This is a genomic window from Streptomyces millisiae (genome assembly GCF_031845425.1).
In the GTDB taxonomy this organism is placed as follows: Bacteria; Actinomycetota; Actinomycetes; order Streptomycetales; family Streptomycetaceae; genus Streptomyces; species Streptomyces millisiae.
In genome coordinates this window covers 37,480-62,032 of record NZ_JAVREM010000022.1, presented here as the reverse complement: position 1 = coordinate 62,032, position 24,553 = coordinate 37,480, and the positions used below count along the sequence as shown (strand labels likewise).

Below are 24,553 nucleotides of genomic sequence, written 5' to 3'. Positions count from 1 at the left end.
TCTCATTTCCTGAGGGTGGTGGGGGCGGTGCGGGCGGCCTCCGCGGGCGCGGCGTCCCGGTCCGCCGGGTCCTGGTCCGCCGGGTCCTGGTCCGGCGCTGTCGGCTCGGCGGAGCCCTCCGCCTCGGCCCTGGCCAGGAAGGCGTTGGGGTCGGCCAGGGCGCCCCTGACCTTCTCGACGTCCATCTCCCCGCACCACCTGGCGACCACGAAGGTCGCGACGACGTTGCCGAAGGTGTTGCAGAAGGCCGTGGCCATCGACATGAAGCGGTAGACGCCGAAGAGCACCCCGATGCCCTCGACGGGCAGGTTGTCGGTGGCGGCCACCGTGGAGGCGAAGACCACGAAGGTGCCGCCGGAGACGGTGGCCGCGCCCTTGGAGGTGAGCAGCATGATCGCCAGCAGGCCGAGCTGCTCGGGCAGCCCCATGGGGACGCCGTAGACGTTGGCGACGAACAGGGTGCAGATCGACATGTAGATCGAGGTGCCGTCGAGGTTGAAGGCGTACCCGGTGGGGACGACCAGGCCGACGGACTGCCGGGAGCAGCCGATCAGCGGGAGCTTCCGCAGCAGCCCCGGCAGGGCCGCCTCGGAGGACGCGGTGCCCAGCACCAGCGTCATCTCCGTCCGGACGTACTGGAGTATGCGCAGGATGTTGAAGCCGGCGACGAGGCACACGAGACCGAGCACGCCGAAGACGAAGACGGCGATGACGAGCCAGTACTGGAGGACGAGTTCGGCCAGGGCGAGGAGCATCCCGCCGCCGCTGGTCGCCACGGCGTAGGCGATGGCGCCGAACGTGCCGAAGGGCGCCAGCCTCATGATGATGTTGACGAAGCCGAAGAACGCCTCGGAGACCACCTCCAGACCGCCGTTGATCCGGCCCCGCAGGTGGGGTTCGAGGGCCAGCAGGCCGATGCCGAAGATGACGGCGAGCACCACCACCTGGAGGAGCTGCCCGGAGGAGAACGCGCCCACGAAGTTGTCGGGCACGATGTCCCGGAGGAACGCGGTGAACCCGTGGTCGCCCTCGGCGGCGCCCGGCGCCTCGGTCGAGCCGGTGGCGTCCTCGACGTCGACGCCCTTCCCGACGCCGAACAGGTTGGCGGCCACGAGGCCGAGGAGGAGCGCCAGGGTGGAGACGACCTCGAAGTAGACCAGGGCCAGGAATCCGACGCGGCTCGCCTTCCGCAGGTCACCGGCGGAGGCGATGCCCATGACGATGGTGAAGAAGACGAGCGGCGCGACCCCGGCCTTGACCAGGGCGAGAAACAGGTCGCCGAGGATCTTCAGGTCGGCCCCGAGGTCGGGGAAGGCGAAGCCGACCGCGATGCCGAGGACCATGGCGAGCACGACCTGCGCCCCGAGCCCCCGATACCACCGCTTGCCCGGCGGGCGCGCGGAGGCGGAGTCCAGCAGTTGTTCCTGCGACCTCATGCTGAGTGACCTCTTTGTCTAGACATGGATCTATGTCTAGACAAGGTCGCGGATGGGTCTGCCGATGTCAAGGGGTCGTGCGTGAAGGGAATCGCGGGCCCGCGCCCGACCGGCCGAGCGCTGCGGCCTACCTCCGCGTCAGGGTCGTCTCGTGCACGAACCGGTCGCCGGCGTGGGTACTGACCGAGACCTCGAAGAGCTCGCCCGCGGCGTCGTAGTAGCGGCGCACGAACTCCAGGCCCGGCGTCCCGGCCGGCACGGCGAGGTGCGCCGCGGCCTCCTCGGGGACCGCCACCGCCCGGGTCCGCTGGACGACGCGCTCCACGGCGCGGCCCGTCCTTGCCTCCAGCAGATCCGCGATGAGGCGGGTGCTCTCGCCCAGATCGGGCGCGACGGCCTCGGCGTCCTCCCGGCCCAGATAGACCCGCGCCCACGACACGGCGCCCTCGGGACGCCCGGGGTCCCGCCGGACCGAGGTCACGCACACCTGCCGGGAACCGACCGGCAGCCCCGTGATCGCCGAGAGGGCGGCGTCCACCGTCACCTCGTCCACGGACAGGACGTGCCGCACGGCGGTCTCGCCGTACTGGACCAGGTCCTCGACGCTGCCCAGCTTCGAGGTGAACTGGCGCCACGGCACGGCCCGCTCGACGCGGGTGCCGACCCCCTTCTGCCGGGAGATCAGCCCGTCGAGTTCGAGGCGGCGCAGGGCCCGTCGAAGGGTCTCCCGGGACACGTGGTACTGCTCGGCCAGCTCGGGCTCGGTCGGCAGCAGCTCCCCGACGCTCCAGCGCCCCCCGGCGATTCCGTCCCTGAGGTCGTCCGCGATCACCAGGTAACGCGGCTGGCCCACGGGAGGACTCCTCGAATGATCACGACACCGTCCGCGAAATCCTAGAACACGCCGCGGGCGGGCGCCGCCGCGACGACGGCGGTCAGGGGAGCGGCGTCAGGCGCAGCAGTAGCGCGGTGGGGGTGCGGGGGAGGGCGACGGTCAGTTCGCCGGTTTCGGTCGACCAGGTCGTGGTGGCGTCGGAGGCGCCGGCCGGGTGCAGCACCTCGACGCGGACCGGCCTGCCGGCCAACTCCGGGAGCGGCAGGGTGTGGTGTGGTTCGCCGGCGCGTCGCCAGATGGTGAGGTAGTGGGTGTGGCCGGTGGTGAGGCCGAGCGCGGTCCAGTCGTCGGTCCAGCGGGGCAGGCCGAGGGGCCAGAACGGGGTGGCGTGTGGCAGGTCGGGTCTGATCTCCCGGTAGGTGTCCAGGGCGTGGCGCACGCTGGTGAGTTGGTCGTCGGTCATGTGGTTGAGGTGGCCGGAGAGGTGGATGCGGCCGAGGAGTGCGCTGGCGAGTATGAAGGCGTTCTCGTCGGTGGTGAACTCGGGTTGGGCGTAGGCCCATACGGCGCCCTGTTCGGGTGGTACGGCGGTGGGTGCGGCGGCGGCGATGGGTGGGTAGCGCAGGTGGTCCTGTTGGTCGCTGGTGGACTGGAGTTGGGTGACGGCGTGCAGGGCGCTGTCCATGCGCATGCCGCCGGAGGCGCAGTTCTCCAGGACCAGGTGGGGGTGGCGGTCCAGGAGTGAGGCGAGCCAGGCGCGGTAGGCGCGGGCGTGGCCGAGGAGGCCGGCGCCGGGGCTGGTGGTGCCGCCGGTGTCGGTGCCGGGCGGGACGCTGATGTTGTAGTCCAGCTTGAGGTAGCCCACGCCCCACTCGCCGACGATCCGGTCCACGGTGCGGTCCAGGTGGGCGACGGCCGCCGGGTGCCGCAGGTCGAGCTGGTAGCGGCCGTGCTCCCGGACCCGCACCCCCTCGCGGCGGAAGAACGCCTCGTCGGGCAGGGTCTTCGCCAGGGGGCTGCGCACGCCGATGACCTCGGGTTCCAGCCAGAGGCCGGGGACCATGCCGTGGGCGCGGATGCGGTCGAGGACCTCGTGGATGCCGTGTTCGCCGGGGAAGCGGTTGGCGGCCGGCTCCCAGGCGCCGACGCTGTCCCACCAGCCCTGGGTGTCGTCGTCGTACCAGCCGGCGTCGATCACGAAGTACTCCGCACCCACCTCGGCGGCGGCGTCGATCAGGGGCAGCAGTTTGGCGGTGGTGGGATCGCCGTTGAGGGTGTTCATGAAGTCGTTGAAGACGATCGGCAGTCGACGGTGGTCCTCGTGCGGCCGGCGCACGGCCCTGCGGTAGGCGGTGAGCGCACCGAAGGCCGCGGTGAGGTCACCGCCGACAGCGAGCGCGGCCGGCTCGGTGGTGAACGACCCACCGGGGGCCAGCGGTTGACGCCACTGGTGCTCGGTGTCGGTGGGGCCGTGCAACGCAAGGTAGCTGCCGGGGGAGCGCTCCCCGACCTCCCACAGCCAGCCGGTGGACGACTCCACCTGCCACAACCAGGCCCCACCACCCGCCCGTTCGACGAGCGCGCCCATCGGCAGGTGGCCGTCGGTCGACCAACTGCCCTTGCTGGCATAGCCGATCCGGCCCCGGCTGTCCGCCGCGTTCCGCGACCGGCTCAGGTCCGGCACGCGGTCGCGCATTGGCTCGTGGCGCCAACGGCACTCGGCCAGCCAGTCGTTCTCCGCCCAGTACACATCCAGCACGTCCGGCGAGGGGAGCCCGCCCAGAGTGAGGGAGGAGACCGCCAGCAGTGTGACGGGGTTCGGGCCCTCGTTGGTGACCCGGGTCCGGGACCTGACCACCGGCAGCCCGTCGGGCGAGTCGAGCAGCACCTCGACGGCGAGCCCCGTGGTCTCGTCGCGCAGCCGCAGGGTCAGCCGGTGCCAGTCGCCGTCCCGGGCCGTCTCGTGGCCGACCAGCCGCAGCCGCGCGCCGATCGAGGACTCGATCCCGCGCTGCCCGGACCACTCGCTGCCCTCACCCAGCGCCAACACCTCCACCAACGGCGTCGCCCCGGCCTCGGCCAGCGCGGCCGGACCGAGCGCCACCAGGCGCGGCGGCCCGCCGGGCCCGGCGGCCACCTCCACGCCGAGCGCCTCGTGCCCCCAACGAACCCGCGCCACCCCCTCGCCCTCCGACCCGTACCCGCCCTCCGCAAGCGCGCCCTGCGACACCGCTTCAACTCCTCGTGGAAACCCGGCTGCCGATGCCTTGACGGCCCCTGTGTGACCGGTCACAATCCTGGCATGTCTGTGACCGGTCACACAAGGAGCGGGGGAGGACGCCCGGCCAGCATCCGGGACGTCGCCACCGCCGCCGGGGTGTCCCACCAGACGGTCTCCCGCGTCATCAACGGGCACCCCAGCGTCAGGCCCGCGACCCGCGAGCGCGTCGAGGCCGCCATCGCCCGACTCGGCTTCCGGCGCAGCGCCACCGCGCACGCGCTGGCCAGCGGGCGGTCCCGCACCGTGACCGTGCTGACCTCCAACACCGTCCACTACGGCTACGCCGCCGCCATCAAGGGCATCGAGGAGGCCGCCCGCGCCGCCTCGTTCGCCGTCGGCATCCACGTGCTGGAGTCCGACGACGAGCGGCTCGTCACCGAGGCGCTGCGGCGCGCCACCGACCCCGGCGGCGGGCTGATCCTGATCGCCTACGACAGCCCCGGCGTCCGCGCCCTCGAACTCGCCCCGGCCGACGCCCTGTTGGTGGCCGCCGTGGAGACCCCGGCGGAGCCGCCGCCGGCCGGCCGCCCGTGGGTGTGGACCGACGACCGGGCCGCCGCCCGCGAGGCCACCCGGCACCTGCTCGAACTCGGCCACCGCACCGTCCACTACCTCGCCATCCCCTCCACCACCCGCACCAGCGGCGGCGCCCAGCGCGCCGCCGGCTGGCGCGACGCGCTCACCCACGCCGGGGTGCCCGTGCCCGAGCCGATCGAGGGCGGCTGGGAGCCCGCCGACGGCTACGCCGCCGGCCGCCGGCTGGCCCGCGACCCCGACGTGACGGCCGTGCTGTGCGGCAACGACGACCTGGCGCTCGGCGTGCTGCGCGCGCTGCGCGAGGCCGGCCGCGCCGTCCCGGACGAGGTCAGCGTCGTCGGCTTCGACGACGCCCCGCACTCGGCCTACCTGGCCCCCGCGCTCACCACCGTCCGGCTCGACTTCGCCGGCGTCGGCCGAGCCTGCTTCGCCCTGTTGCACGGCCTGGTCGAGCAGGGCGAGCCGATCGCCCCGCACCCCGTGGCCGCCGCTCCCCGCCTGATCGTCCGCGAGAGCACAGGACCCGCGCCCGCCCGCTGACCCGCCCCCGACCCCCCAGCCGCCCCGCCAACTCCTCGCCCCCGGAACGCCATCGGAACGCCATCGGTCCACCGCACACCACCAGGACACCCCGACGAGCCGCTCTCGGAGAGTCGCCATGAAACGCACCGCGGCCGCCCTGGCCCTGATCTGCGCCACCACCCTGACCCTGGGCGCCTGCAGCGACAGCAGCGTCGACGACACCCCGGGCGGGGCCGACGGCGGGGGCGAGATCGACCCGCTGGCCCCCCTCGACGGCGTCGAACTCACCTTCTGGACGGCGCAGTCCACGCTCACCGCCGCCGACCAGGTCATCGACGCCTTCGAGGAGGCCACCGGCGCCCGGGTCACCACCGAGGCCATCCCCGACCTCTACGAGCAGAACGTCCCCACCCGGCTCGCCGCCGGCGACCGCCCCGACCTGATGTTCTGGCAGCCGAGCATCAGCACCCTCCCGTTCATCCAACCCGCCCGCAACCTGCTGCCGTTGGACGACGAGCCGTGGGTGGACGACCTCGGCCCCACCGAACAGTCGCTCGGCGTCGTCGACGGCACCCGCTACGCCGCCGTCGTCACCAGCCCCGCCATGCTCGGCGTCTACTACAACAAGGAGGTCTTCCGGCAGGCCGGCGTCGCCGAGGACGACCTCCCCGGCAGCTACGACGAACTGCTCCAACTGGCGCACACCGTCCAGGACGCCACCGGCGTCCCCGCCTTCTACGAGGTGGGCGGCGACCGTTGGCCCCTCCAGTGGCAGGTGCAGGTCCAGCTCACCGACCTGCCCGACGAGTGGTGGGACGGCCTCAACCGCAACGAGGAGTCCTGGACCGACCCCGTCGTCGTCGACGCCATCACCCGGTACCAGGACGAACTGCTCGGCGCCGGCCTCGCCCAGGAGGACTACCGCACCGGCACCTTCACCGGCCAGGCCGAGGCCATCTGGGACGGCACCGCCGCGATGGCCCTCAACGTCACCTCCTTCCAGTCCCAACTCCAGGCCCAGCACAGCACCGAGGAGATCGACGAGACCGTCGGCTGGTTCCCCGTCGCCAACTCCGACGCGCGCGGCCTCTACTCGCCCGACCAGACCAACGGCGTCGTCGCCTTCGCCACCGGCGACGAACAACGACAGCGCGCGGCACGGCAGTTCCTCGCCTTCTGGCTCGGTCCCGACTACCCCGACTTCATCGCCGACCGGCAGATACCCTCCGTCCAGCCGGCGGTGCCCAACCCGGACGGCATGCCGGAGACCGCCCAGGCGCAGGTCGCCGCGTTGCCTGAGGCACACGGCGTCTTCCAGGCCAGGGCCATCGTCGCGCCGGAACTCCACGTCGGCCTCGCCGACCTGATCTACGGCGAGAAGTCCCCAGCGGAGGTCGCCGCGTTCGTGGAGAACCAGTTCGACGACATAGCCCGCGCCCAGGGCGCGGACGGCTTCTAGGGCCGCCCGGGCATGGCGACCGACACCCGCCGCCCACCGGGCCGGCTGCCGCGCGCCGCCGTCCACCACCCGTGGTGGTTCGCGCTGCCCGCCGTCGTCCTCTTCTGCGGCTTCTTCCTGCTGCCGAACCTCCTCAACTTCTGGTACCCGTTCACCAACTGGTCCGGCTACCAGAGCGAGATCCGCTTCACCGGCCTCGACAACTTCCGGGAGATCGTCGACGACGGCACGCTGTGGCGGGCCGTCCGCGTCACCCTCGTCTACGCGGTGCTCGCCGCGTTCTTCCAGAACCTCTTCGGGCTCGGCCTCGCGCTGCTGCTGGAGCGCGACACGCGGTTCAACCGCTTCTTCCGCGCCGTGTTCTTCCTGCCCGTGCTGATCTCGGCGCTCGCCGTCGGCTACGTCTTCCAGGCGCTGTTCGACACGGACGGCGCGGTCAACGAGGCGCTCGGCACGACCGTGCCGTGGCTCGGCGACACCACCTGGACCATCGTGCTGGTCGCCGTCGTGCACGGCTGGAAGTGGATGGGCCTCGCGATGCTGATCTACCTCGCCGGCCTCAAGGGCATCCCGGGCGAGGTCCTGGAGGCCGCCCGCGCCGACGGCGCCGGGCCGTGGCGGATGTTCCACGCCATCCGCTTCCCGATGCTGGCGCCGGCCGTCACCTTCAACGTGACCACCTCGCTGCTGGGCTCCATGAACACCTTCGACATCGTCCAGGCCACGACGGGCGGCGGCCCCGCCGGCTCCACGGAGGTCATGAACATCTACATGTTCCGCGTCTTCGGCCAGGGCCTCTACGCGCAGGCCTCCGCGATGAGCCTGGTCCTCTTCCTGATCGTCGTCGCCCTCGCCATCCCCCTCATCACGGGCCTGCGGAGAAGGGAGCAGCTGCTATGACGCTGCGCTGTGCCTGCGCCGCACGGGCCTGGACGCCCGGCCCCCACCGGGCCTCCGGCCCGGCCGGGCCGGGGTGTGCCGTGTGCGGCGGCGGCTTCGCCGCCGGTGCGAGGAAGTCGTCCGCGCGGCGGCCGGGCACGTGCCACCCCTGCGGGGTGGCTCCGCGCCACGGCACGGCCGCGCCGGCCGATATGGGGCGTGCCCTGACCGGGCCCGGCGGGCCGGTCAGGCCGGCCGGCCCTCGCCGGGCCTCAGGACCTGTGGACCGGCGCCACCCTTGCATTGCGGGGCGCGCCGCCAGGATGGTGCCCGGGCGGTGTCCGGGCGAACACGCCCGGTGGGCGGCGTCCCTGCCGTGGCCCGGCCAGGCCGATGCCGCCACGGACGGTGCCGGTGTCGGTGGGGCCGCCCCGGGCGATGCCGGGTCGTTCGTGGCGCCGCGGCGCGGGCCACGCACCTTCGGTGTGTCGCCGGGCAGGGCTCCGGTGCGTGGCCCCGTCGACCGGCCCGACGCGCGGTCAGGTCGGCGCCGGCCGCGCCCCGGGCGGGCACGCGCCGGTTCCGGCTCGGTCGCGCCGGCCGGCCACCGAGGCGGCGCGGCATGAGCGCCCGGAACGCGCAAGCCCGCCCGGGCAGGGCGGAGTGGGCGCGGCGGGTCGTCGTGGTCGGGCTCGCGGCCGTGCTCGTCGGCGTGCCGTTGTGGCTCGTGTTGGTGACCTCGGCGAAGCCGCAGGCCGAGGCCGTCAGGCCGAACCTGGCGGCGCCGGGGGAGTGGCAGCCGGGACGGAACTACGGCGACGCGCTCAGCGAGGGCGAGATGGTGCGCGGGCTGGTCAACAGCCTGCTGGTGATCGTGCCCTCGGTGGTGCTCGTGCTGGTGCTCGGCGCCGGCGCCGCCTGGGTGTTCGCGCGGCGGCGCGGCCGTCTCGTCGCGGCGGCCTACGCGGTCTGCGTCAGCGGCCTGCTGCTGCCGCCGGCGATCATCACCATCGTGCTGGAGCTGCGGCAGCTCGGTCTCGCCGGCACCCGGCCCGGCATGATCGCGGTCTACACCGCGATGTACCTGTCCACGTCCATCTTCTTCATGACCGGCTTCATCCGCGCCATCCCCACGGAGCTGGAGGAGGCCGCCCGGATGGACGGCGCGGGACCGACCCGCGTCTTCGTCCGCATCGTCCTGCCGCTCCTGCGCCCGGTCATCGCCACCGCCACGATCATGGTGATGCTCTACGCCTGGAGCGACGTCTTCTACGCGTTCTTCGTGCTCGGCGGAGGCGACGCCGCCACGCTGCCGATCAACCTCTACCAGGTCGCCAGCGCCCAGCTCTACCTCAACAACTGGCATCTCATCTTCGCCTACGTGGTGTTGATGAGCCTGCCGATGGTCGCCGTGTTCCTCGTCGCCCAGCGGCGGATCGTGTCCGGAATCACCAGTGGAGCCGTCAAGTAGGCAAGCAGATCCGTAGATCCGTAGATCGCAGATCCGGAGGAAACCCCCACATGTCCAAGACGAGAGCGCTCGTGACGGCCGCCGTCGTCGTCGCGCTGGCGACGGTCGGGCTGACGCCGGCCGCGTCGGCGGAAGGGCCGGCCGGCCAGGCGGCCCAGCGGATCACCGTCGACCTCGGGCAGCCCGAGGGCGACATCATGTACGGCGCCAACGGCGCCCTCTACGCGCTCAGCGACGACGGCGTGCCGAGCGACGCCATCCTCGCGCCGCTCAAGCTGTCGACCATCACCCAGAAGCCGGAGGGCGGCCTCCAGCACCCCAACGGCGACGCCCTCACCGTCTCGGAGTCCTTCTTCCGCAACGGCGGCGGCGACGTCTACGTGATGATGCAGGACATCTACGAGGAGTGGCCCTACGAGGACCTCGGCCTGGCGGACTACCTCCCCAAGGTCGACAGCATCACCCGCCAGGTCTCCGGGCACGCCAGGAGCGACGACTTCGTCCTCGTGCCCTTCAACGAGCCCGACCTGATCTGGTACGGCCTCAACGCCTCCGACCCGGCCCAGTACGCCAGGAACCGGGACCGCTTCCTCGCCGACTGGCGCACCGTGTACGAGCGGATCCGCGCCGTCGACCCGGACATCAGGATCGCCGGGCCCAACGAGTCGCGCTACGACCGCCGTTTCCTCCCCGACTTCTACGCCTACGCCCGCGACCACGACGTGCTGCCGGACGTCACCACCTGGCACGAGCTGTCCTCGTCCTCGCTGCGCGACTTCCAGGGCAACTACGACCACTACCGCGCCCTGGAGCGGCAGTTGGGCATCGGCCCGCTGCCGATCAACATCGACGAGTACGCCAACCGCCGCGACCTGTCGGTGCCAGGGCAACTCGTGCAGTGGGTCTCCATGTTCGAGCGCAACAAGGTCTACGCCGACCAGGCCTACTGGGACATGGCGGGCAACCTCGACGGCAACGTCGTGCAGACCAACATCCCCAACGGCGGCTGGTGGTTCTTCCGCTGGTACGCCGCGATGACCGGCGAGACGGTCCGCGTCACGCCGCCCAACCCCGACACCATCGACACCCTCCAGGGCCTGGCCACGCTCGACACCGAGCGGCGCCAGTCGCACGCCGTCGTCGGCGGCAGCGACGGCGACGCCGACGTCGTCTTCCGCGACGTGCCGGCCGCCACCTTCGGCTCCACCGTGTCCGTCACCGTCGCCGAGGCCGGCTGGTCGGGGTACGAGGGCGCGCACGCCGCGCCCCGCGTGCTGTCCCGCGCCACCGCCCGGGTCGCCACCGACGGCACCGTCACCGTCCCGCTGCGCGGCATGGACCGGATGTCCGCCTACCGCGTCGTCCTCACCCCGGCCGGCTCCGGCACCCCGGACCAGCCGACCGTGCCGTGGCGCGCCGCCCACGAGGCCGAGGACGCCACCATCACGGCGGGCCAGATCTACACCCAGGGCACCGTCCAGAACGCCAACGGCTACGCCACCTCCGGCACCCGCGACGTCGGCTCGCTCAACCAGCCGGAGAGCCGGGTCGCCTTCGACGTCTCGGTGCCCACCACCGGCGCCTACGACGTCGACGTCTACTACGGCAACCAGTCGGGCGCGCCCGCCACCCAGACCGTCACCGTGGACGGCGCCGCGCCCACCACCGTCGACTACCCGTCGACCCTCAACTGGACCTACCGCGGCATCAGGACCGTCCGGCTCCAACTGACCGCCGGCGACCACACCCTGACCCTGGCCAAGGGGGCCGGCGAGGTCACCCTCGACCGGATCGTCCTCACCCCGGCCGCCACCCCGCGCGCGGAATACGAGGCGACGCTCGCCGACACCACCGGCAACCCCCGCTACGACTACGGCAGTTCGACCGGGCCCGGCACCGGCGCGCTGGTGCTCGGCAGCGGCGACTCGGTCATCTTCGACGTGTTCGCGCCGCGCGACGGCTACTACACGCTGACCCCGCGCCACACCGGCGGCCGGCTCACCCTCGACGCGCACGGCACGACCCTCACCGCCACCCCGGGACAGCCGCTGCGGGTCCTCCTCCAGGCCGGCAACAACCGGATCACCGCCACCGGTTCGGCCACCGTCCGCTCCCTGGACGTGACCGGAGCCGGCGACATCACCGGGCTGGCCACCTACCAGGACACGACGGCCACCCTCGCCGGGCAGGCCAGGATCACCGACAACCCGCACGCCAGCGGCGGCAGTCACATCGGCTGGCTCGGTGGACCCGACACCTCGGCCCGGTGGACCGTCCAGGCCCCGCGGGCCGGCCGCTACCTGCTGTTCGTCCACTACGCCAACGACGAGCGCGCCGACAGCGACCACGCCTACAACGCGGACGTCATCTCCCGCACCGCCGACATCAGCGTCAACGGCGGGCCGGCGCGGCGGGCGACCTTCCGCAACAGCTACTCCTGGTCCAACTTCTGGTCCCTGGCCGTGCCGGTGACCCTGGAACGCGGCAGCAACACCCTCACCTTCACCAACCCGACGGGACTCGCCCCCGACCTGGACCTGATCCGGCTGGCACCCGTCCGGGGCTGAGCCGGACCCGCCCCGACAGCAGGCGCCGGCCGCCGTGAGGCGGCCGGCGCCGACGCGCTGTTGCACGCCTGTGACAACCGGACGGGCCGCGCCCCGGTCCATGAGGTGTCGGCGCCTTCCGGCGCCGCGGCCACAGGACGTACGACAGAGAGCGAGCCGCCGTGACCCCCCACCACCGCCAGCACCCGCCAGGAGCCCGGCACGCCGAACGCGGTCTCACCCGCCGTGGCCTGTTCGGCCTGGGCGCCGCCGCGCTGCTCGGCGCCGGCGTCTACTCGACCGTCGCGGCCCCCGCCAAGTCCGTCGGCGCCAACCCCGCGCCGGGACAGGACTTCGGCGGCTCGGGCGACCAGCCCCCGGACCCGGGGCCCAGCGTCGACAACCCCCGGCTCATCGGCGACGGCTCCACCGCCGACACCGGACCCCAGCCGCACCAGCCGGCCGCGCCGCGCCCCCTCGAAGCCGGCGAGCGGCCCCCGCAGTTCGTCGTCGTCTCCTGGGACGGCGCGGCCGCTCTCGACGACGGCCTCTTCCCCCGCTTCCGCGAGCTCGCCGGCGAACTCGGCGCCGCCATGACGTTCTTCCTCTCCGGCCTCTACCTGCTGCCCGAGGCCAGGCGCGAGCAGTACCAGCCGCCGCGCAACCAGGCCGGCGCCTCCGACATCGGCTACCTCACCGACGAGCACATCCGCGACACCATCGAGCAATTGCGCGCCGCCTGGCTCGAAGGCCACGAGATCGGCACCCACTTCAACGGCCACTTCCTGGCCGGCTCCGGATCCGTCGGCAACTGGACCCCCGACGACTGGCGGAACGAGATAGCCCAGGCCAAGGCGTTCGTCACCCAGTGGCGTACCAACACCGGCTTCGACGACCTCGATCCGCTGCCCTTCGACTACGAGACCGAGCTCGTCGGCGGCCGCACCCCCGGCCTGCTCGGCCAGGAGAACCTGCTGCCCGTCGCCGCCGAACTCGGCTGGCGCTACGACGCCAGCTCGCCCGGCGGCCTCCAGATCTGGCCCGAGCGCCGCGAGGGCGTCTGGGACCTCCCGCTCCAGACCCTGCCGTTCCCCGACCACGACTTCGAGGTCCTCGCCATGGACTACAGCATGCTGGCCAACCAGTCGGGCGACACCACCCAGGGCGACCCGGCGATGCACGAGACCTGGCGCCGGCAGGCCACCGGGGCGTTCCTCGCCGGATTCGAACGGGCCTACACTTCGAACCGCGCGCCCCTTTTCATCGGCAACCACTTCGAGCAGTGGAACGGCGGCATCTACATGGACGCCGTCGAGGACTCGCTGCGCGAGATGGCCGGCCACGACGAGGTGCGCCTCGTCTCGTTCCGCCAGCTGTGCGACTGGCTGGACGCGCAGTCGCCGCGGGTCCTCGCGAACCTGCGGGGTCTGGGCGTCGGGCAGGCCCCGGCCGGCGGCTGGGACATGGTGGTGACCGGCTGAGGAACGGGCGAGCGGCACGTGAGCGGAGACCAGGAAGCCGAGGCGCTGTTCGAGGCGGTCTACCCGCGGCTCGCCGGGTGGTGCCGCGGCCTGGTCGACGGCGACGAGGCCGCACACGACATCGCCTCCGAGGCCTTCACCCGCCTCTGGTCGCGCTGGACCACCGTGGACAACCCCGAGCCCTACCTGTTCAGCGTCGCCGCCAACCTGGTCAAGGACCACTGGCGGCACCGCGACCGGGAGCGCCACACCGCCCGCCGGCTCGACCAGGGCGCGGAGCACGCGCCCGCCGCCGACCAGGGCCTGGACGTGCGGGCCCTCGTCGAGTCGCTGCCCGACCGGCTGCGGGTTCCGGTGCTCCTCCACTACTACGCCGGCCTGCCGGTCGACGAGATCGCCGCCGCGCTGCGGCGCCGGCCAGGCACCGTCAAGAGCGACCTCCACAAGGCCCGAGCGCGCCTGCGGACCGCCCTGAGGGGACTCCATGACCTCACCACATGACCCACCACCCGGCTCGCCACCCGGCTCATCGCACGGCTCGGAGCAGCGGGAAACGGCCGACCTCGGCCAGGCGTTCGCCGCGCTCGCCGCCCGGGAACGCCGACTCGCGCCGCCCGCCGGCCACTTCCAGGCCGTCCGGCGCCGCGCCGCCGCCCGCCGGCGCCGCCGGGCCCTCGTCCTCGGCACGGTCACCGTGGCCTGCCTGGCCGGCGCCGGCATCGCCGCCGCCACCCTGCTGCCGGGCACCGCGCCCGACGACCGGCCGCTCGCCGTCGAGGACCGCGGCAGCCCGGCCGACCCCGCCGAGCCCACCCCCACCCACCCCGCGCCCGGCACCGCCCACCCCGACGGCGGCCGGGAGACGCTGCCCGTGTGCCCGAGCGACCGGCTCGACGCCGCCGTCGCCGCCACCGAGGGTGCCGCGGGCTCCGTCACCCTCACCCTGAGCCTCACTAACGTCGGCGACTCGCTGTGCGCCATGACCGGCTTCCCCGGCGTCTCCCTCGTCGCCGGCGACGAGGGCGAGCAGATCGGCAACCCGGCGGAACGCGAGGACGACGCCGGCGGCCCGGTCCGCGTCGAGCTCGCTCCCGGCGCCGCCGCGGTCACCGAGGTGCGCGTCACCCGGGCCGAGAACTACCCCGCCGACGCCTGCGAGCCGGTCGCCGCCCGCGGCCTGCGGATCTACCCGCCGGACCAGCGCGCCGCCCTCTTCCTGCCACACGACGGGCTCACCGGCTGCGCCGCCGAGGACGTCACCGTGCTGGCCGTCACCCCGGTCCGCCCCGCCGAGGCGGACTGAAGCGGGCCGAGCCCTTCTCGGCGACCAACCTCTCCACCGTTGGGAGCAAACCGGCATGTCGGGCGCCGGACCCACCGGACTGATCATGCAAATTGCAGAGGAGTCCGAAAAACCACTCTCCGAGAGGAATGCCCGTGCGTATCCGTTCCGCGCTCGCCGTCGCCGCCATCACCGCCTCGATCTTCGGTGCCGCCGCCACCACCACCACGGCCCACGCCGACGCCATCGTGGCCATCGACATCACCAAGTTCGAGGACTTCTGCAACGTCTACGGCCAGACCTGGGGAGACTTCGTCGCCAACAAGGGCACCGAGAAGAACTACATCGCCTGCTCCTTCAACGAGCTGGAGCTCTGACCGACCCCACGGTCCGAGCCTCGACCGGCCCCGCCCAGCCTCCCCGGCCGGGCGGGGCCGGCCCGCGTCTAGGATCCTCCCCATGCGGTCGACGTGGTCCCAGCAGGCGCTGCGCCGCCTCCTCACCGACGGCGCGGAGGTGCGGCCCACCCCGCTGCGTCCCGTGCCGCTCCCCGGACTGCCGGGCGTCGCCCTCCACCTCAAGGACGAGTCCGCGCTCCCCACCGGCAGCCTCAAGCACCGACACGCCCAGGCCATGCTCCACCAGGCCGTCGCCACCGGCGCGGTCGGCCCCGGCACCCCACTGGTCGTGGCCACCGGCGGCCCCTTCGCCGTCGCCGCCGCCCACCTCGCGACCCTCCTCGACCTCCCGCTCACGGCCCTCGTCCCGCCCAAGGTGCCGGCCGCCGTCCGGGCCCGCGTCGAGGCCGCCGGCGGCCACTGCCGGCTCGCCGAGGGCCCGCCGGCCGCGCTCCAACAGGAGGCCCGCGCGCTGGCGGCCCGCCTCGGCGGCCACTTTCTCGACCACTTCGCCGACGCCGCCCCCGCGATGTCCGACTTCCCGGGGCCGACGGTCGCCGACGAGATCGAGAGCCGGCCCGGTTCCCCCGCCGCCTGGCTGGTGACCGGCGCCGCGAGCGGCACCACGGCCGCCACCCTCGGCCGGCTCGCCGGCCGCCTGGCCGTGGCCGACCCCGAGCACTCCGCCTACTTCGCCGCCTGGGCCAGCGACTGCCGCGACTACGCCACCGGCATGCCGTCCCGCGTCCCCGGCATCGGCCGCCCCCGCGTCGAACCCGGCTTCCCCCTCGACCGCGTCGACCTCGTCATCCCCGTCCCCGACGCCGCCACGCTCGCCGCCCTCCGCTGGCTCCACACCCTCGGCATCCCGGCGGGCCCCGCCACCGGCACCACCGTCTGGGCCGCCTGCCACCTCGCCGCCCGCCTCCACCGGGACGCCACCCCGGGCACCGTCGTCGCCATCATGGGCGACACCACCCCCACCCCGACCTGGCCCGCCGCCACCGACCTCGACCCCACCCCGTTCACCGAACGCCTGACCCGCCTGGCCACGACGGGCGACTGGGCCTTCGGCCCCGGCTGAACGTCATCCCCCGAGACCGAGGAGGCGCGCCAGCCGGTCCGCCGTGTCGGGGTGGCCGTCGGCGTGGAGGGTGGTGATGCCCAACGCCTCGGCGGGCGACAGGTTCTCCGGTCGGTCGTCGACGAACACGCAGGCGTCGGCCGGCAGTCCGACCCGCTCCAGGGTGAGGCGGTAGATGGCCGGGTCCGGCTTGGCCAGGCCCTCACGCTCCGAGATCACGGCGACGTCGAACAGGTCCCAGACGCCGATGTGCGCGTACGGGTCGTAGGGGTCGAGGCCGAAGCTGTTGGAGAGCATGGCTACCCGCAGCCCGGCCGCCCGCGCTGCGCGCGCCAGGGCGATCATGTCCTCGGCCGGCCGGATCCCGGCCCAGGCGCGGCCCATGAGGTTGTGACCGTCGGCGAGACCGAGCGCGAGCGCGGTCCGCCGGTTCCACTCGTGCTGCGTCATGCGCCCGCACTCCAGCGCGGCGTACCACTCACGCCCCGCCGGATCCCCCTCCAGGGCGTGCCGCCACGCCCCCGCCGGCAGCCCCTCGGCGAGGGACCAGGCCCGGATGGCGTCACTGATGCCGGTGGCCAGCACCCCGGCGAAGTCGAGAATCAACCCCTGGAAGGGGCGGGACGGTTGAGTGGTCACACCGCAGTCCTATCTCATGCCACTGACACCGGTAACGATCCCGTCTCGAACGGAGGTGCGATGCCCCGATCCCGGGCGAATTGTCGGGGTGACCGCGCGGTGGATAAGTGGTGGTCGACTTGCGTCGATGCGAACAGATCATGAAATCTTCGGGGCGCCGCGTTGGTGATGCGTGGGGGGATCGTGCTTCGCATACCTGCCCCGCCGGTTGGACCGGCTCGCGTCAACGCCTGGCGATCTTGGCCACGTATCGGTTGCGGAGAAGAGACGTACGACATGGGCAGGAACGGCGACTCCAAGTTCCACGGCGAGCCCGAAGGGTGGCGGACCGGGCCGGAGTGGCGGCGGAGGGAGAGACGGTGGTGGGCCGGGCCGGTGGCCGGGCTCGTGACGGTCGTGGTGGCGGTGCTCGCCGTGCGGCCCGAGTTGTTGACCGACCGGCTGTCCGGGGGAGACGCGGGCCCCGCGCCGGCGGAGGTGTTGCCGGCCGAGACCGAGCGGCCGACGGCGCCGCCGCCACGCGAGGCGCTGCCCGACCGGCCCACCCTCGACGACCCGTTCGCCGGCTCCCCGGCGCGGGAGTGGGCCGACAACGCGGACGGCATCGAGATGCCGGAGCCCGAGGCGGTCGGCGTCATCTCCGCTGAGCGGATGGCGGAAGCCCTCGACCTGGCCCGGGAGTTCCTCGTCGCGACCAACCTCGACCCGGAGGTGATCGCCGGGGAGGTGCCCGAGGAAGGGCTGGCCATCCTGGACCCGACCGCGGACGTCGACGACTACGTGGACCGGGCGTTGAGCGACCCGAGCCGGGAGTACGACGCCGCGTCACTCTTCAGCCGGTTCCACGCCGACCACGCCACCCTCCTCGGCGACGTCGTCAAGGTGCGCGGTCGGACCGAGGTCACCGAGGGCGAGGACGGCAGCGCCACCCTGCACCTCGACTACACCTTCGTCTACCCCCTCGTCGCGGCCGACGGCTCCGAGGAGGTCACCCGCACCATCGTCCGCCGCACCATCGACCTCCAGGTCCTCGACCCGGAGCGGTGGCAGATCACCCCGGGCACCCTGTGGCCGGGCGAGTGGCGGGTCGACCGGGGCAACGACGACTGCGCCGTCACGGACGGGTTCCTCAACCCGCTCTTCGACTCGCAGCTGTGGGAGCAACCGCCGCCCTCCGGGGAGGAGCGGGACCCGTACGACCGCAGCGAAGAGGTGGCCGAGTCCGAGGACTGCGGCCTGGTCTCCCGGATCTGACGGGCGCCGCGAGGAACGGCGCGGCGGGCCGCCCGGGCGCCCCCCACTGGCGCTCGGGCGGCCACGTTGTGGGTGGTCTTTGTCGCACGGCGGGGGAAGGGCGGGCAAGTACGACAGGGCGTTCGGTACGCGGAAGTGCGTACCTGGGCGGCGTGTCGGCCTAGACTCGCTGGGAGTCGTCCGGTCGGCACGAGGGGTGAGCGATGGCGCGGTTGGCGCCGCGTGAGTACGAGTTCCTGCTCGACCTGGCGAGCGACGTGCTGCGCGGGCGGGGGCCCGAGCAGCCGTGGCGGCAGATGATGGGGGAGTTGCGGCGGGCGCTGCACACCTCCACGGTGGTGCTGACGGAGGCCACCTGGCACCGGCGCGAGGGCCGGGCGCACGCCTGGTCCGGGGAGCGGCTGACGGCGCGCCGGCTGGCCGAGCTGTCGCCGCTGATGGTGCGGGTGGGGCATCCACTGGCCCGGCACTACTCGACGCACCGGGACGACGAGCCGCGCACGGCCGCGGACCTGGTCGGCGAGGCGGCCTGGCGGGACAGCGAGGCGCGCAGCCTCACCCGGGAGTTCCTCGGGGCCGAGCACGCCATGGGGATACCGCTGCACTGGGCGGCCGGCACGGCCCGGGGGTTCGTGGTCTACCACGCGGAGGGCGACTTCTGCGCCACCGAGCGGCTCTACGCCAGGCGCGCGCAGCCGCTGCTCGCCGGCCTCGACACCCACCTGCGGCTGGTGGCGCGCTGGCGGACCACGGTCGCCGACGGCGAGGAGCGGGCGGAGGAGCGAAGGCTGACGCCCCGGGAGACGACGGTGCTGCTGCTCCTGGCCGAGTCGCTGTCGGCGGTGGCGATCGGCCGCCGCCTCGGGATCTCGCCGCGGACGGTCCAGAAGCACGTGCAGCGGATCTACCGGAAGCTGGGGGTCACCGACCGCGTCGGCGCGGTGCTGCGGGCGCAGGCGACGGGGTTGCTGTCGGCGCCTCGCGTTCAGGTCGGGGCGGGTAGCACCCACATCGGCGACCAGTAGAGCACCGTGTGGCACGCCGTATCCATCAGGAGCAGAGTTCGGCGTCCGGAATCGCCTGTGACCGAGAGGAGTTTCACGTGTTCCGCGTCCGTCTCCTCCAGGATGTCGAGCAGTCGGCTCGCCTCGCGGTGCTCGAAACTGTCCGAGGGGAGTCTCCGCGCTCTGCGGGCATAGGTGTGTTGGAGACTTTCGGTGGTGATCTCGGATTCCTCCCCCTCGACCGTTGGAGAGTCGCCGAGGATTTCCAGCAGAGACGGGGTGACGACTCCTTTCGCAGCCGCTTCCGCGAGGGCCTGGGTCAGCCGGGACACTGGAACCACGACCTTCCACGATCCGTGGATACTTCCGCTCCGCCGATCTCGTCTCTGATCAGCACCTCGCTCTCGTCGTAGATGTCCGGGGACTCGACAAGACGCGAGTCCGGAACGTCCGATTCCGGAAGCCGCATGACGATACCACCAGGCCCCAGCTCGTCCGCCGCGTCGAGGGCGACCCCTTCGAAATCAGTGGTCCAGGAGGTGAAGACGCTGTTGGTGTTGCCGCCGTTGTGGAGTGCCGGATCGCTGTGCCCGCCCATGGGAACGGCGCGACCCTCCATCGCTTCGTCGAACTTGGGGTGCCCCATCGGTATACCCCGGTAGATGTATTCGCTCTCGAGACCGAGGCGGTCGAACCAGTTGAGCGGGTTTACGACATACCCGTAGGGGTTCTGCTGCGGGGCGATACCGAGTGGGTCAGGAGTCAGATAACGGGCCGTGCTGGGGTCGTAATAACGTAGGTAGTTGTAATGGAGGCCGCTTTCCTCGTCGGCGATCTGTCCTCTGTCGCGCAACGGACAGTCCGCGTCGGTCTCCTCCGTGACGCTGGGAACCCCCCACAGCGTGGCGCTCCGCAGCGGGTGGGCCCGGCCGGCTTCGTCGACCAGGTGGGTGGGGCTCCCGGCCACGTCGGTCACGATGGCGGAGAACCGGCGATCGATCTCCCCCTGCTCGATGGCGGCGGGGGCGCGGCTCTCGGTCTGTGCCACCGGTCGGCTTCCCCGGTGGTTCCACGTCGTCACCTCGGCCGACGACGATGCGCCCCGGCTCGTGACCTGTTCCACGAGCACGGTGCCCAACCACGTGTACCGCGTCTGTTCGACGACGTCCTGACCGTCGATCCGCTGCTTCGCCATCCGCCGGCCCAGCGGGTCGTAGTGGTAACGCCACCTCGCGCCGCCCGGAGTGGTGACCGCCGTCAGCTGGTCCGCCGAGTCCCACTCGTAACGCCAGACCCGCTGGCCGTCGGTCGGGTGGTCCTGTCTTCGGAGCGTCACCCGGCCGGCCTCGTCGTGCTCGTAGTGGGTCGTTCCGGCGCTGCTGATCCGGGTTCCGCGGTAGGAGCGGGCACCCGTCGCCTCCGGGTGCCCGAAGTCGTCCGGCCAGTGGGCGAAGTGTTGGTTCCCGAGGGCGTCGTAGCGGTAGGTCTGGGTCCCGTTCGGCGCGGTCACCTCGGTGACCCGGCCAACGGGGTCCAACCGGAAGGCGGTCGCGCCGGCGTGCCGGTCGGAGATCTCGTCGACGTGGTGGTCGGCGCGGTATCCGAAGCGGCGCTCGCCCGGGCCTCCGTCGGCGGCGTCGAACGTCTGCCGGGTCAGCCGGCCCGCCGGATCCCACTCCTGTGCCAGCGCCGGACGCCCGTCGATGCTCCGTGACACCTCACGCCCGTCGTCGTCGTAGGCGAAGAGCAGGCGGTGCCCCGCGGTGTCGATCCGCGTCCGACGCCCGAGCGGATCGTGCTCGAACCGGCTGTGGTGGCCGGAGGGCGTCGTGCGTGACGCGACGCGGCCGACGGAGTCGTAGGACACCCTGATCGCCTGGCCGTTGGTGGTCTCTCGAACGATGCGGCCGGCGGCGTCCCGCTCGATCCGAAGGTCGGTGTTCTCGTCCCTGACCCCGACCAGGCGGCCCAGCAGGTCGTAGGAGAAGTCGGTCCGGAGGCCCTCGGCGGTCTGCTTGCTCGCGATGCGCCCCAGGACGTCCCGGGAGTAGCTGGTGCGTTGCCCGAGCCGGTTGGTCCGCTGCGTCAACTCTCCGTTCTCGTTGTACGCGTACGAGAGGCTCGCCCCGTCGAAGTCCGTTTCACCGACCAGCCGGCCGGCGCCGTCGTAGGTGTAACTCCAGCTGAGTCCGTGCGGATTGGTCACCCGCACGGCGCGGAGCTCCGTGTCCCGTTCGAGCCGACAGCGTGAGCCGTCCGGCATCGTCTGTGCGGTCACGAGACCGAACGGGCCGTACGTCCGCCGCGTGACGCCGCCGTTCTCGTCCGTGCGCGCGACGCAGTTGCCCTGGCCGTCCCAGTCCCAGGTCCGCACGCCGCCGACCGGGTCGACCACCTTGAGCGGCTTGCCCTCGATCGTCCAGGCGAGCCGGGTCGTCCCGCCGCCGGACTCGCTGATCTCCATGGGGCGCCCGAAGGCGTCGCGGACGTAGCGGGTCGTGCCACCGGTCGGATCCCTGACCTCGACGGGAAGTCCCGTGGCGTCGTTGCGCACGTGGAACGCGTTGCCGAGGGCGTCGACGACGGAGAGCAGGGCGCCGTTCCCGTCGTACGTGAAGCGGGTCCGGACGCCCGAGGGGTCGGTGAGCGAGACCCGGTTCCCTCGCTCGTCCAGCTCCTGTTCCCAGCGCGTGCCGTCCGGTTCGATCCGGGCTGTCACCCGGCCGAGACCATCCCGGACGAACCGGGTCCGGTGGCCGTCTCCTCGGATCTGCTCGACCAGTCGCCCGTCGTCGTAGACGTGGGTCAGCGTGTGGCCGGCGGGGTTCGTCGCCGTCAACGGATTGTCGAAGCGATCCCACGAGTACCGACTGGTGTTGCCCAGCGGGTCGATCTCCGACACGAGTTGGAAGGCGTCGTTGAACTGGTAGGTGGTGGTGTTGCCGAGGGAGTCGGTGAAGTACGTGCGGCGGTTCTCGACGTCGTAGCGGATGTCGCTGTCGAGGTAGCCGCCGGTGCCGCGAGTGGCGGCGCACCGCCCGTCCCGGCCGTAGCGATAGCGGTACCGGTTGCCGTTCCGGTCCTTCCAGCCGGTGACGCGACGCCGTTCGTCGTAGGTGAGTTCGAACGGTCGACCGGAGGAGTTGTGGATCGCGGCCAGGTTGCCCGCCCCGTCGTACGCGTACCTCAGCAGCACCGGCTGGTCGGAGTGGCTGAGGAGCCGAAGCGCGACGATCCTCTGCTCGTGGCTCTCGATGCCGACGCGGTATCCGCCGTCGTGAACGACGTCGGTGGGCATCCCGTCGAGCCCGTACTCGACACGCACGCGGTTGTCGTGGCGATCCGAGATCGCCACGAGGGGAAGCACGTTTCCGGGATGCCCGGTGGCGGCCGCGAAGTGGAGGAAGCGATCGCGGTCACGTTGGTGGACGGTGAGGGCGGAGCCCGGCACTCCGGTCCACGCCAGTTCCCACCTGGGGCCCTCGATCGGCAGAACCGACTCGGTCTCGCTGGGGATCGGGCGGGGGAAGTGCAGGACCACGCCGTCCTCGCCCAGGAGCCGGACGCCGTGCTCCTCCAGGACGAGCCGCTGGTCGAGAGTGGATGCCCAGGAGGGGCCGAAGCAGCGGCCGTGTTCGACGCTGGTCCGATGGTGGCGTTCGAGGACGAGGGGCAGACGGCCGGGCAGCTCCACGTCCCGAACCGACATGATCACCTCACCCGTCGCCATGTCGACGGGGTCCGTGCGGCACAGCATGCGACGTATCTCGCGCCCGACACTGCGGATGCCCTCGCCCAGGCCACGGACGCCCTCCGCGATGCCGCGCAGCCCGGTGCGGGCGGCGGAGAGGCCGCCGCGGAGTCCTCGGGCGAGGCCGCCGAGGGTGGTGAGGCCTTTCATGCCGGGGATGCAGTCGAGGGCGGCGAAGGCGACGTCCCAGAGGGAGGCGCGGCCGTTGGCGTAGTCGTAGAGGGTGTCGGCGAGGACGACGAGGGCGGCGGCGAGGACGACCCAGGCGAGGGGTCCGCCGATGATCATGACGACGATGCCGAGGACGGCGACGACGACTTTGCAGATCTCGACGATGGTGTCCCAGTTTTCTGAGACCCAGTGGATGGCGTCTTCCCACCAGCGGCGGTTCTGGATGCCGGCATCGGAGGCGGCGTCGATCTCGGAGGCGCAGGTGCGGGCGGCCTCCTCGCGCATCTCCTTGGCGTCCAGGGCGAGTTGGCGGGCGGCGGACAGCGCCTCCTCGGCGGAGTCGACCCGCGACTGGGCCGAACTGGCCGCGCTCTGCGCGGCGTTCGCGTCCCGAGTAGCCGCCCGCACCTCCGCCTCGGAGGGCGGCTCCACGTTCTCGCGCTTGCCCTCCCGTTCCAGGCGCTCGGCCTCGTCACCGGCCCGGGACACCCAGTCCTGCGCGTCCGACAACGCCGCCTGCGCCGAGGAGAGGTCGGCCTGCGCGGCGATCGCCCGGTCCAGCGCCCGGTCCGCCATGCCCTGGGCCGTCTCCAGCTTCGGCCAGTAGGTCTGTAACGCCTGCGCCGCCATGTCGTAGGAGGTCTGGAGCTTCTCCAGGTTGCCCGGCACGCCGTCGAACTCGGCCCGGAACGCCTCGGCCGACAGGCCCGCCCAGTCCAGCACCGCCCGGTCCTCGGCCATCCCGCGAACGCGGCCCAACGCCTCGCCGACGTCGTCCGCGAAGGTCTGTAATTCGTCGGCCAGTTGCCGGACCTCGTCCGGATCACCTGGTGTCGGGTCGGAGTCCATGTCGACGGGACTCCAGTCGGAAGGTCGTGCCATGATCCGCCCCCCCCGGGCCGCCTGATGATCATGTACCTGACGCTGTGTGAGTCGAGATTAGGTGCGGCCAGTCCTGTGCGCAATGGCGCACGTGTCGGCCGGCTGGCGCGACTGGGCGGGGAGCGTCAGCCGTTGGTGCCGTTCCCCCGGGGCAGGGCGACGGCCGCGCCCGCGCCGAGGAGGGCGCCGGTGAGGAAGGCGAGGCCGATCGTGCGGGCGCCGTAGCGCCGTCGGCGAGGGAGGGGCGGCGGAGGCAGCGCGGCCGGGCGGCGTCGCCTCGACGCCAGCCACCAGGCCTGTCGCCACTCCTCGGTGTCGCCGCCGCACGCCTCGACGAAGGCGAGCGTGACCTCCAGCGTCGGCAGCCGTCGTCCGCCCGCCGCGTCGGACAACGTCGTGACCGAGTAGTTGCAGCGGCGGGCCAGCTCCCGGTAGCTGGGGCTGCCCGCCGCGTGGCGTAACTCCCGCAGGCCGGCCGCGAATCGCGCGATCGGGCCGGTCGCGGGGTCCAAGGGTCTCTCGGGTCTGCCCATCGAACACCCCCTCTGACGGCGCGCCGCCCGGCGCCCGCGTTGTCCGAGCATCGTCATGCAGGCCCCCGGATAACAGCGCATTGTCGGCCTTTGTTCGACAACTCGACG

At 72.6% G+C, this 24,553-nt stretch carries 19 protein-coding genes; 12 read left to right on the top strand and 7 right to left on the bottom strand.

All coding sequences use genetic code 11. From position 1 onward, the window contains the following. Positions 1–2: 2 nt before the first annotated feature. From RNC47_RS18095 to RNC47_RS18085, 3 genes are all read right to left on the bottom strand, one after another. Positions 3–1,436: a cation:dicarboxylate symporter family transporter gene (locus RNC47_RS18095; protein ID WP_311600028.1), complete on the bottom strand. Its 1,434-nt coding sequence runs from the start codon at positions 1,434–1,436 to the stop codon at positions 3–5. A 127-nt stretch (positions 1,437–1,563) separates the two neighbouring features. Continuing rightward, a complete protein-coding gene (locus RNC47_RS18090) occupies positions 1,564–2,289 on the bottom strand; it encodes a GntR family transcriptional regulator (RefSeq protein ID WP_311600026.1) in 726 nt (241 codons plus the stop codon). 82 nt (positions 2,290–2,371) lie between these two features. Beyond that, on the bottom strand, positions 2,372–4,450 hold the full coding sequence (locus RNC47_RS18085; protein ID WP_394814809.1) for an alpha-galactosidase: 2,079 nt from the start codon (positions 4,448–4,450) through the stop codon (positions 2,372–2,374). 123 nt (positions 4,451–4,573) lie between these two features. Between RNC47_RS18085 and RNC47_RS18080 the strand changes: the two genes are divergently transcribed. The 10 genes from RNC47_RS18080 to RNC47_RS18035 all read left to right on the top strand — a co-directional run bounded on the left by RNC47_RS18080 (position 4,574) and on the right by RNC47_RS18035 (position 16,211). After that, a complete protein-coding gene (locus tag RNC47_RS18080; protein ID WP_311600023.1) occupies positions 4,574–5,629 on the top strand; it encodes a LacI family DNA-binding transcriptional regulator in 1,056 nt (351 codons plus the stop codon). A gap of 118 nt (positions 5,630–5,747) precedes the next feature. After that, entirely contained in the window at positions 5,748–7,070 is a 1,323-nt protein-coding gene (locus tag RNC47_RS18075) for an ABC transporter substrate-binding protein (RefSeq protein WP_311600021.1), read from the top strand. A 12-nt stretch (positions 7,071–7,082) separates the two neighbouring features. After that, complete coding sequence (locus RNC47_RS18070) at positions 7,083–7,970, top strand: carbohydrate ABC transporter permease (protein ID WP_311600019.1); 888 nt, start codon at positions 7,083–7,085, stop codon at positions 7,968–7,970. 601 nt (positions 7,971–8,571) lie between these two features. Next, positions 8,572–9,420: a carbohydrate ABC transporter permease gene (locus RNC47_RS18065; protein ID WP_311600017.1), complete on the top strand. Its 849-nt coding sequence runs from the start codon at positions 8,572–8,574 to the stop codon at positions 9,418–9,420. Between the two features lie 50 nt (positions 9,421–9,470). Then, on the top strand, positions 9,471–11,987 hold the full coding sequence (locus RNC47_RS18060; protein ID WP_311600015.1) for a CBM35 domain-containing protein: 2,517 nt from the start codon (positions 9,471–9,473) through the stop codon (positions 11,985–11,987). A 161-nt stretch (positions 11,988–12,148) separates the two neighbouring features. After that, on the top strand, positions 12,149–13,447 hold the full coding sequence (locus RNC47_RS18055) for a polysaccharide deacetylase family protein (RefSeq protein ID WP_311600014.1): 1,299 nt from the start codon (positions 12,149–12,151) through the stop codon (positions 13,445–13,447). An 18-nt stretch (positions 13,448–13,465) separates the two neighbouring features. Beyond that, on the top strand, positions 13,466–13,948 hold the full coding sequence (locus RNC47_RS18050) for an RNA polymerase sigma factor (protein WP_311600013.1): 483 nt from the start codon (positions 13,466–13,468) through the stop codon (positions 13,946–13,948). Then, complete coding sequence (locus RNC47_RS18045) at positions 13,932–14,750, top strand: DUF4232 domain-containing protein (RefSeq protein ID WP_311600011.1); 819 nt, start codon at positions 13,932–13,934, stop codon at positions 14,748–14,750. Before RNC47_RS18050 ends, RNC47_RS18045 begins: the two co-directional genes overlap by 17 nt. Before the next feature lie 134 nt (positions 14,751–14,884). Further along, positions 14,885–15,106 (top strand): hypothetical protein, encoded by a 222-nt coding sequence (locus tag RNC47_RS18040; RefSeq protein WP_311600009.1) that lies wholly within the window; start codon positions 14,885–14,887, stop codon positions 15,104–15,106. 82 nt (positions 15,107–15,188) lie between these two features. Next, positions 15,189–16,211, top strand: a complete 1,023-nt coding sequence (locus RNC47_RS18035) for a pyridoxal-phosphate dependent enzyme (protein WP_311600008.1) — start codon at positions 15,189–15,191, stop codon at positions 16,209–16,211. 3 nt (positions 16,212–16,214) lie between these two features. Here RNC47_RS18035 and RNC47_RS18030 read toward each other — a convergent pair whose 3' ends face one another. Beyond that, positions 16,215–16,850: an HAD-IA family hydrolase gene (locus RNC47_RS18030; protein WP_311600007.1), complete on the bottom strand. Its 636-nt coding sequence runs from the start codon at positions 16,848–16,850 to the stop codon at positions 16,215–16,217. A gap of 276 nt (positions 16,851–17,126) precedes the next feature. On the opposite strand from RNC47_RS18030, the gene RNC47_RS18025 reads away from it, so the two are divergent. After that, positions 17,127–18,104, top strand: a complete 978-nt coding sequence (locus tag RNC47_RS18025) for a hypothetical protein (RefSeq protein ID WP_311600006.1) — start codon at positions 17,127–17,129, stop codon at positions 18,102–18,104. A gap of 203 nt (positions 18,105–18,307) precedes the next feature. Continuing rightward, the gene (locus RNC47_RS18020) at positions 18,308–19,129 is read left to right on the top strand and encodes a response regulator transcription factor (protein ID WP_311600005.1); all 822 of its coding nucleotides are present in this window, start codon (positions 18,308–18,310) and stop codon (positions 19,127–19,129) included. On the opposite strand, the gene RNC47_RS18015 is transcribed toward RNC47_RS18020, so the two are convergent. The 3 genes from RNC47_RS18015 to RNC47_RS18005 all read right to left on the bottom strand — a co-directional run bounded on the left by RNC47_RS18015 (position 19,090) and on the right by RNC47_RS18005 (position 24,445). Beyond that, entirely contained in the window at positions 19,090–19,440 is a 351-nt protein-coding gene (locus RNC47_RS18015; RefSeq protein ID WP_311600004.1) for a hypothetical protein, read from the bottom strand. The genes RNC47_RS18020 and RNC47_RS18015 overlap by 40 nt on opposite strands. Next, positions 19,428–23,912, bottom strand: coding sequence for a DUF6531 domain-containing protein (locus RNC47_RS18010; protein WP_311600003.1), 4,485 nt, complete (start codon positions 23,910–23,912; stop codon positions 19,428–19,430). The genes RNC47_RS18015 and RNC47_RS18010 overlap by 13 nt, the downstream gene beginning before the upstream one ends. Positions 23,913–24,037: 125 nt before the next feature. Then, entirely contained in the window at positions 24,038–24,445 is a 408-nt protein-coding gene (locus tag RNC47_RS18005; protein WP_311600002.1) for a helix-turn-helix domain-containing protein, read from the bottom strand. Between the last annotated feature and the right edge of the window lie 108 nt (positions 24,446–24,553).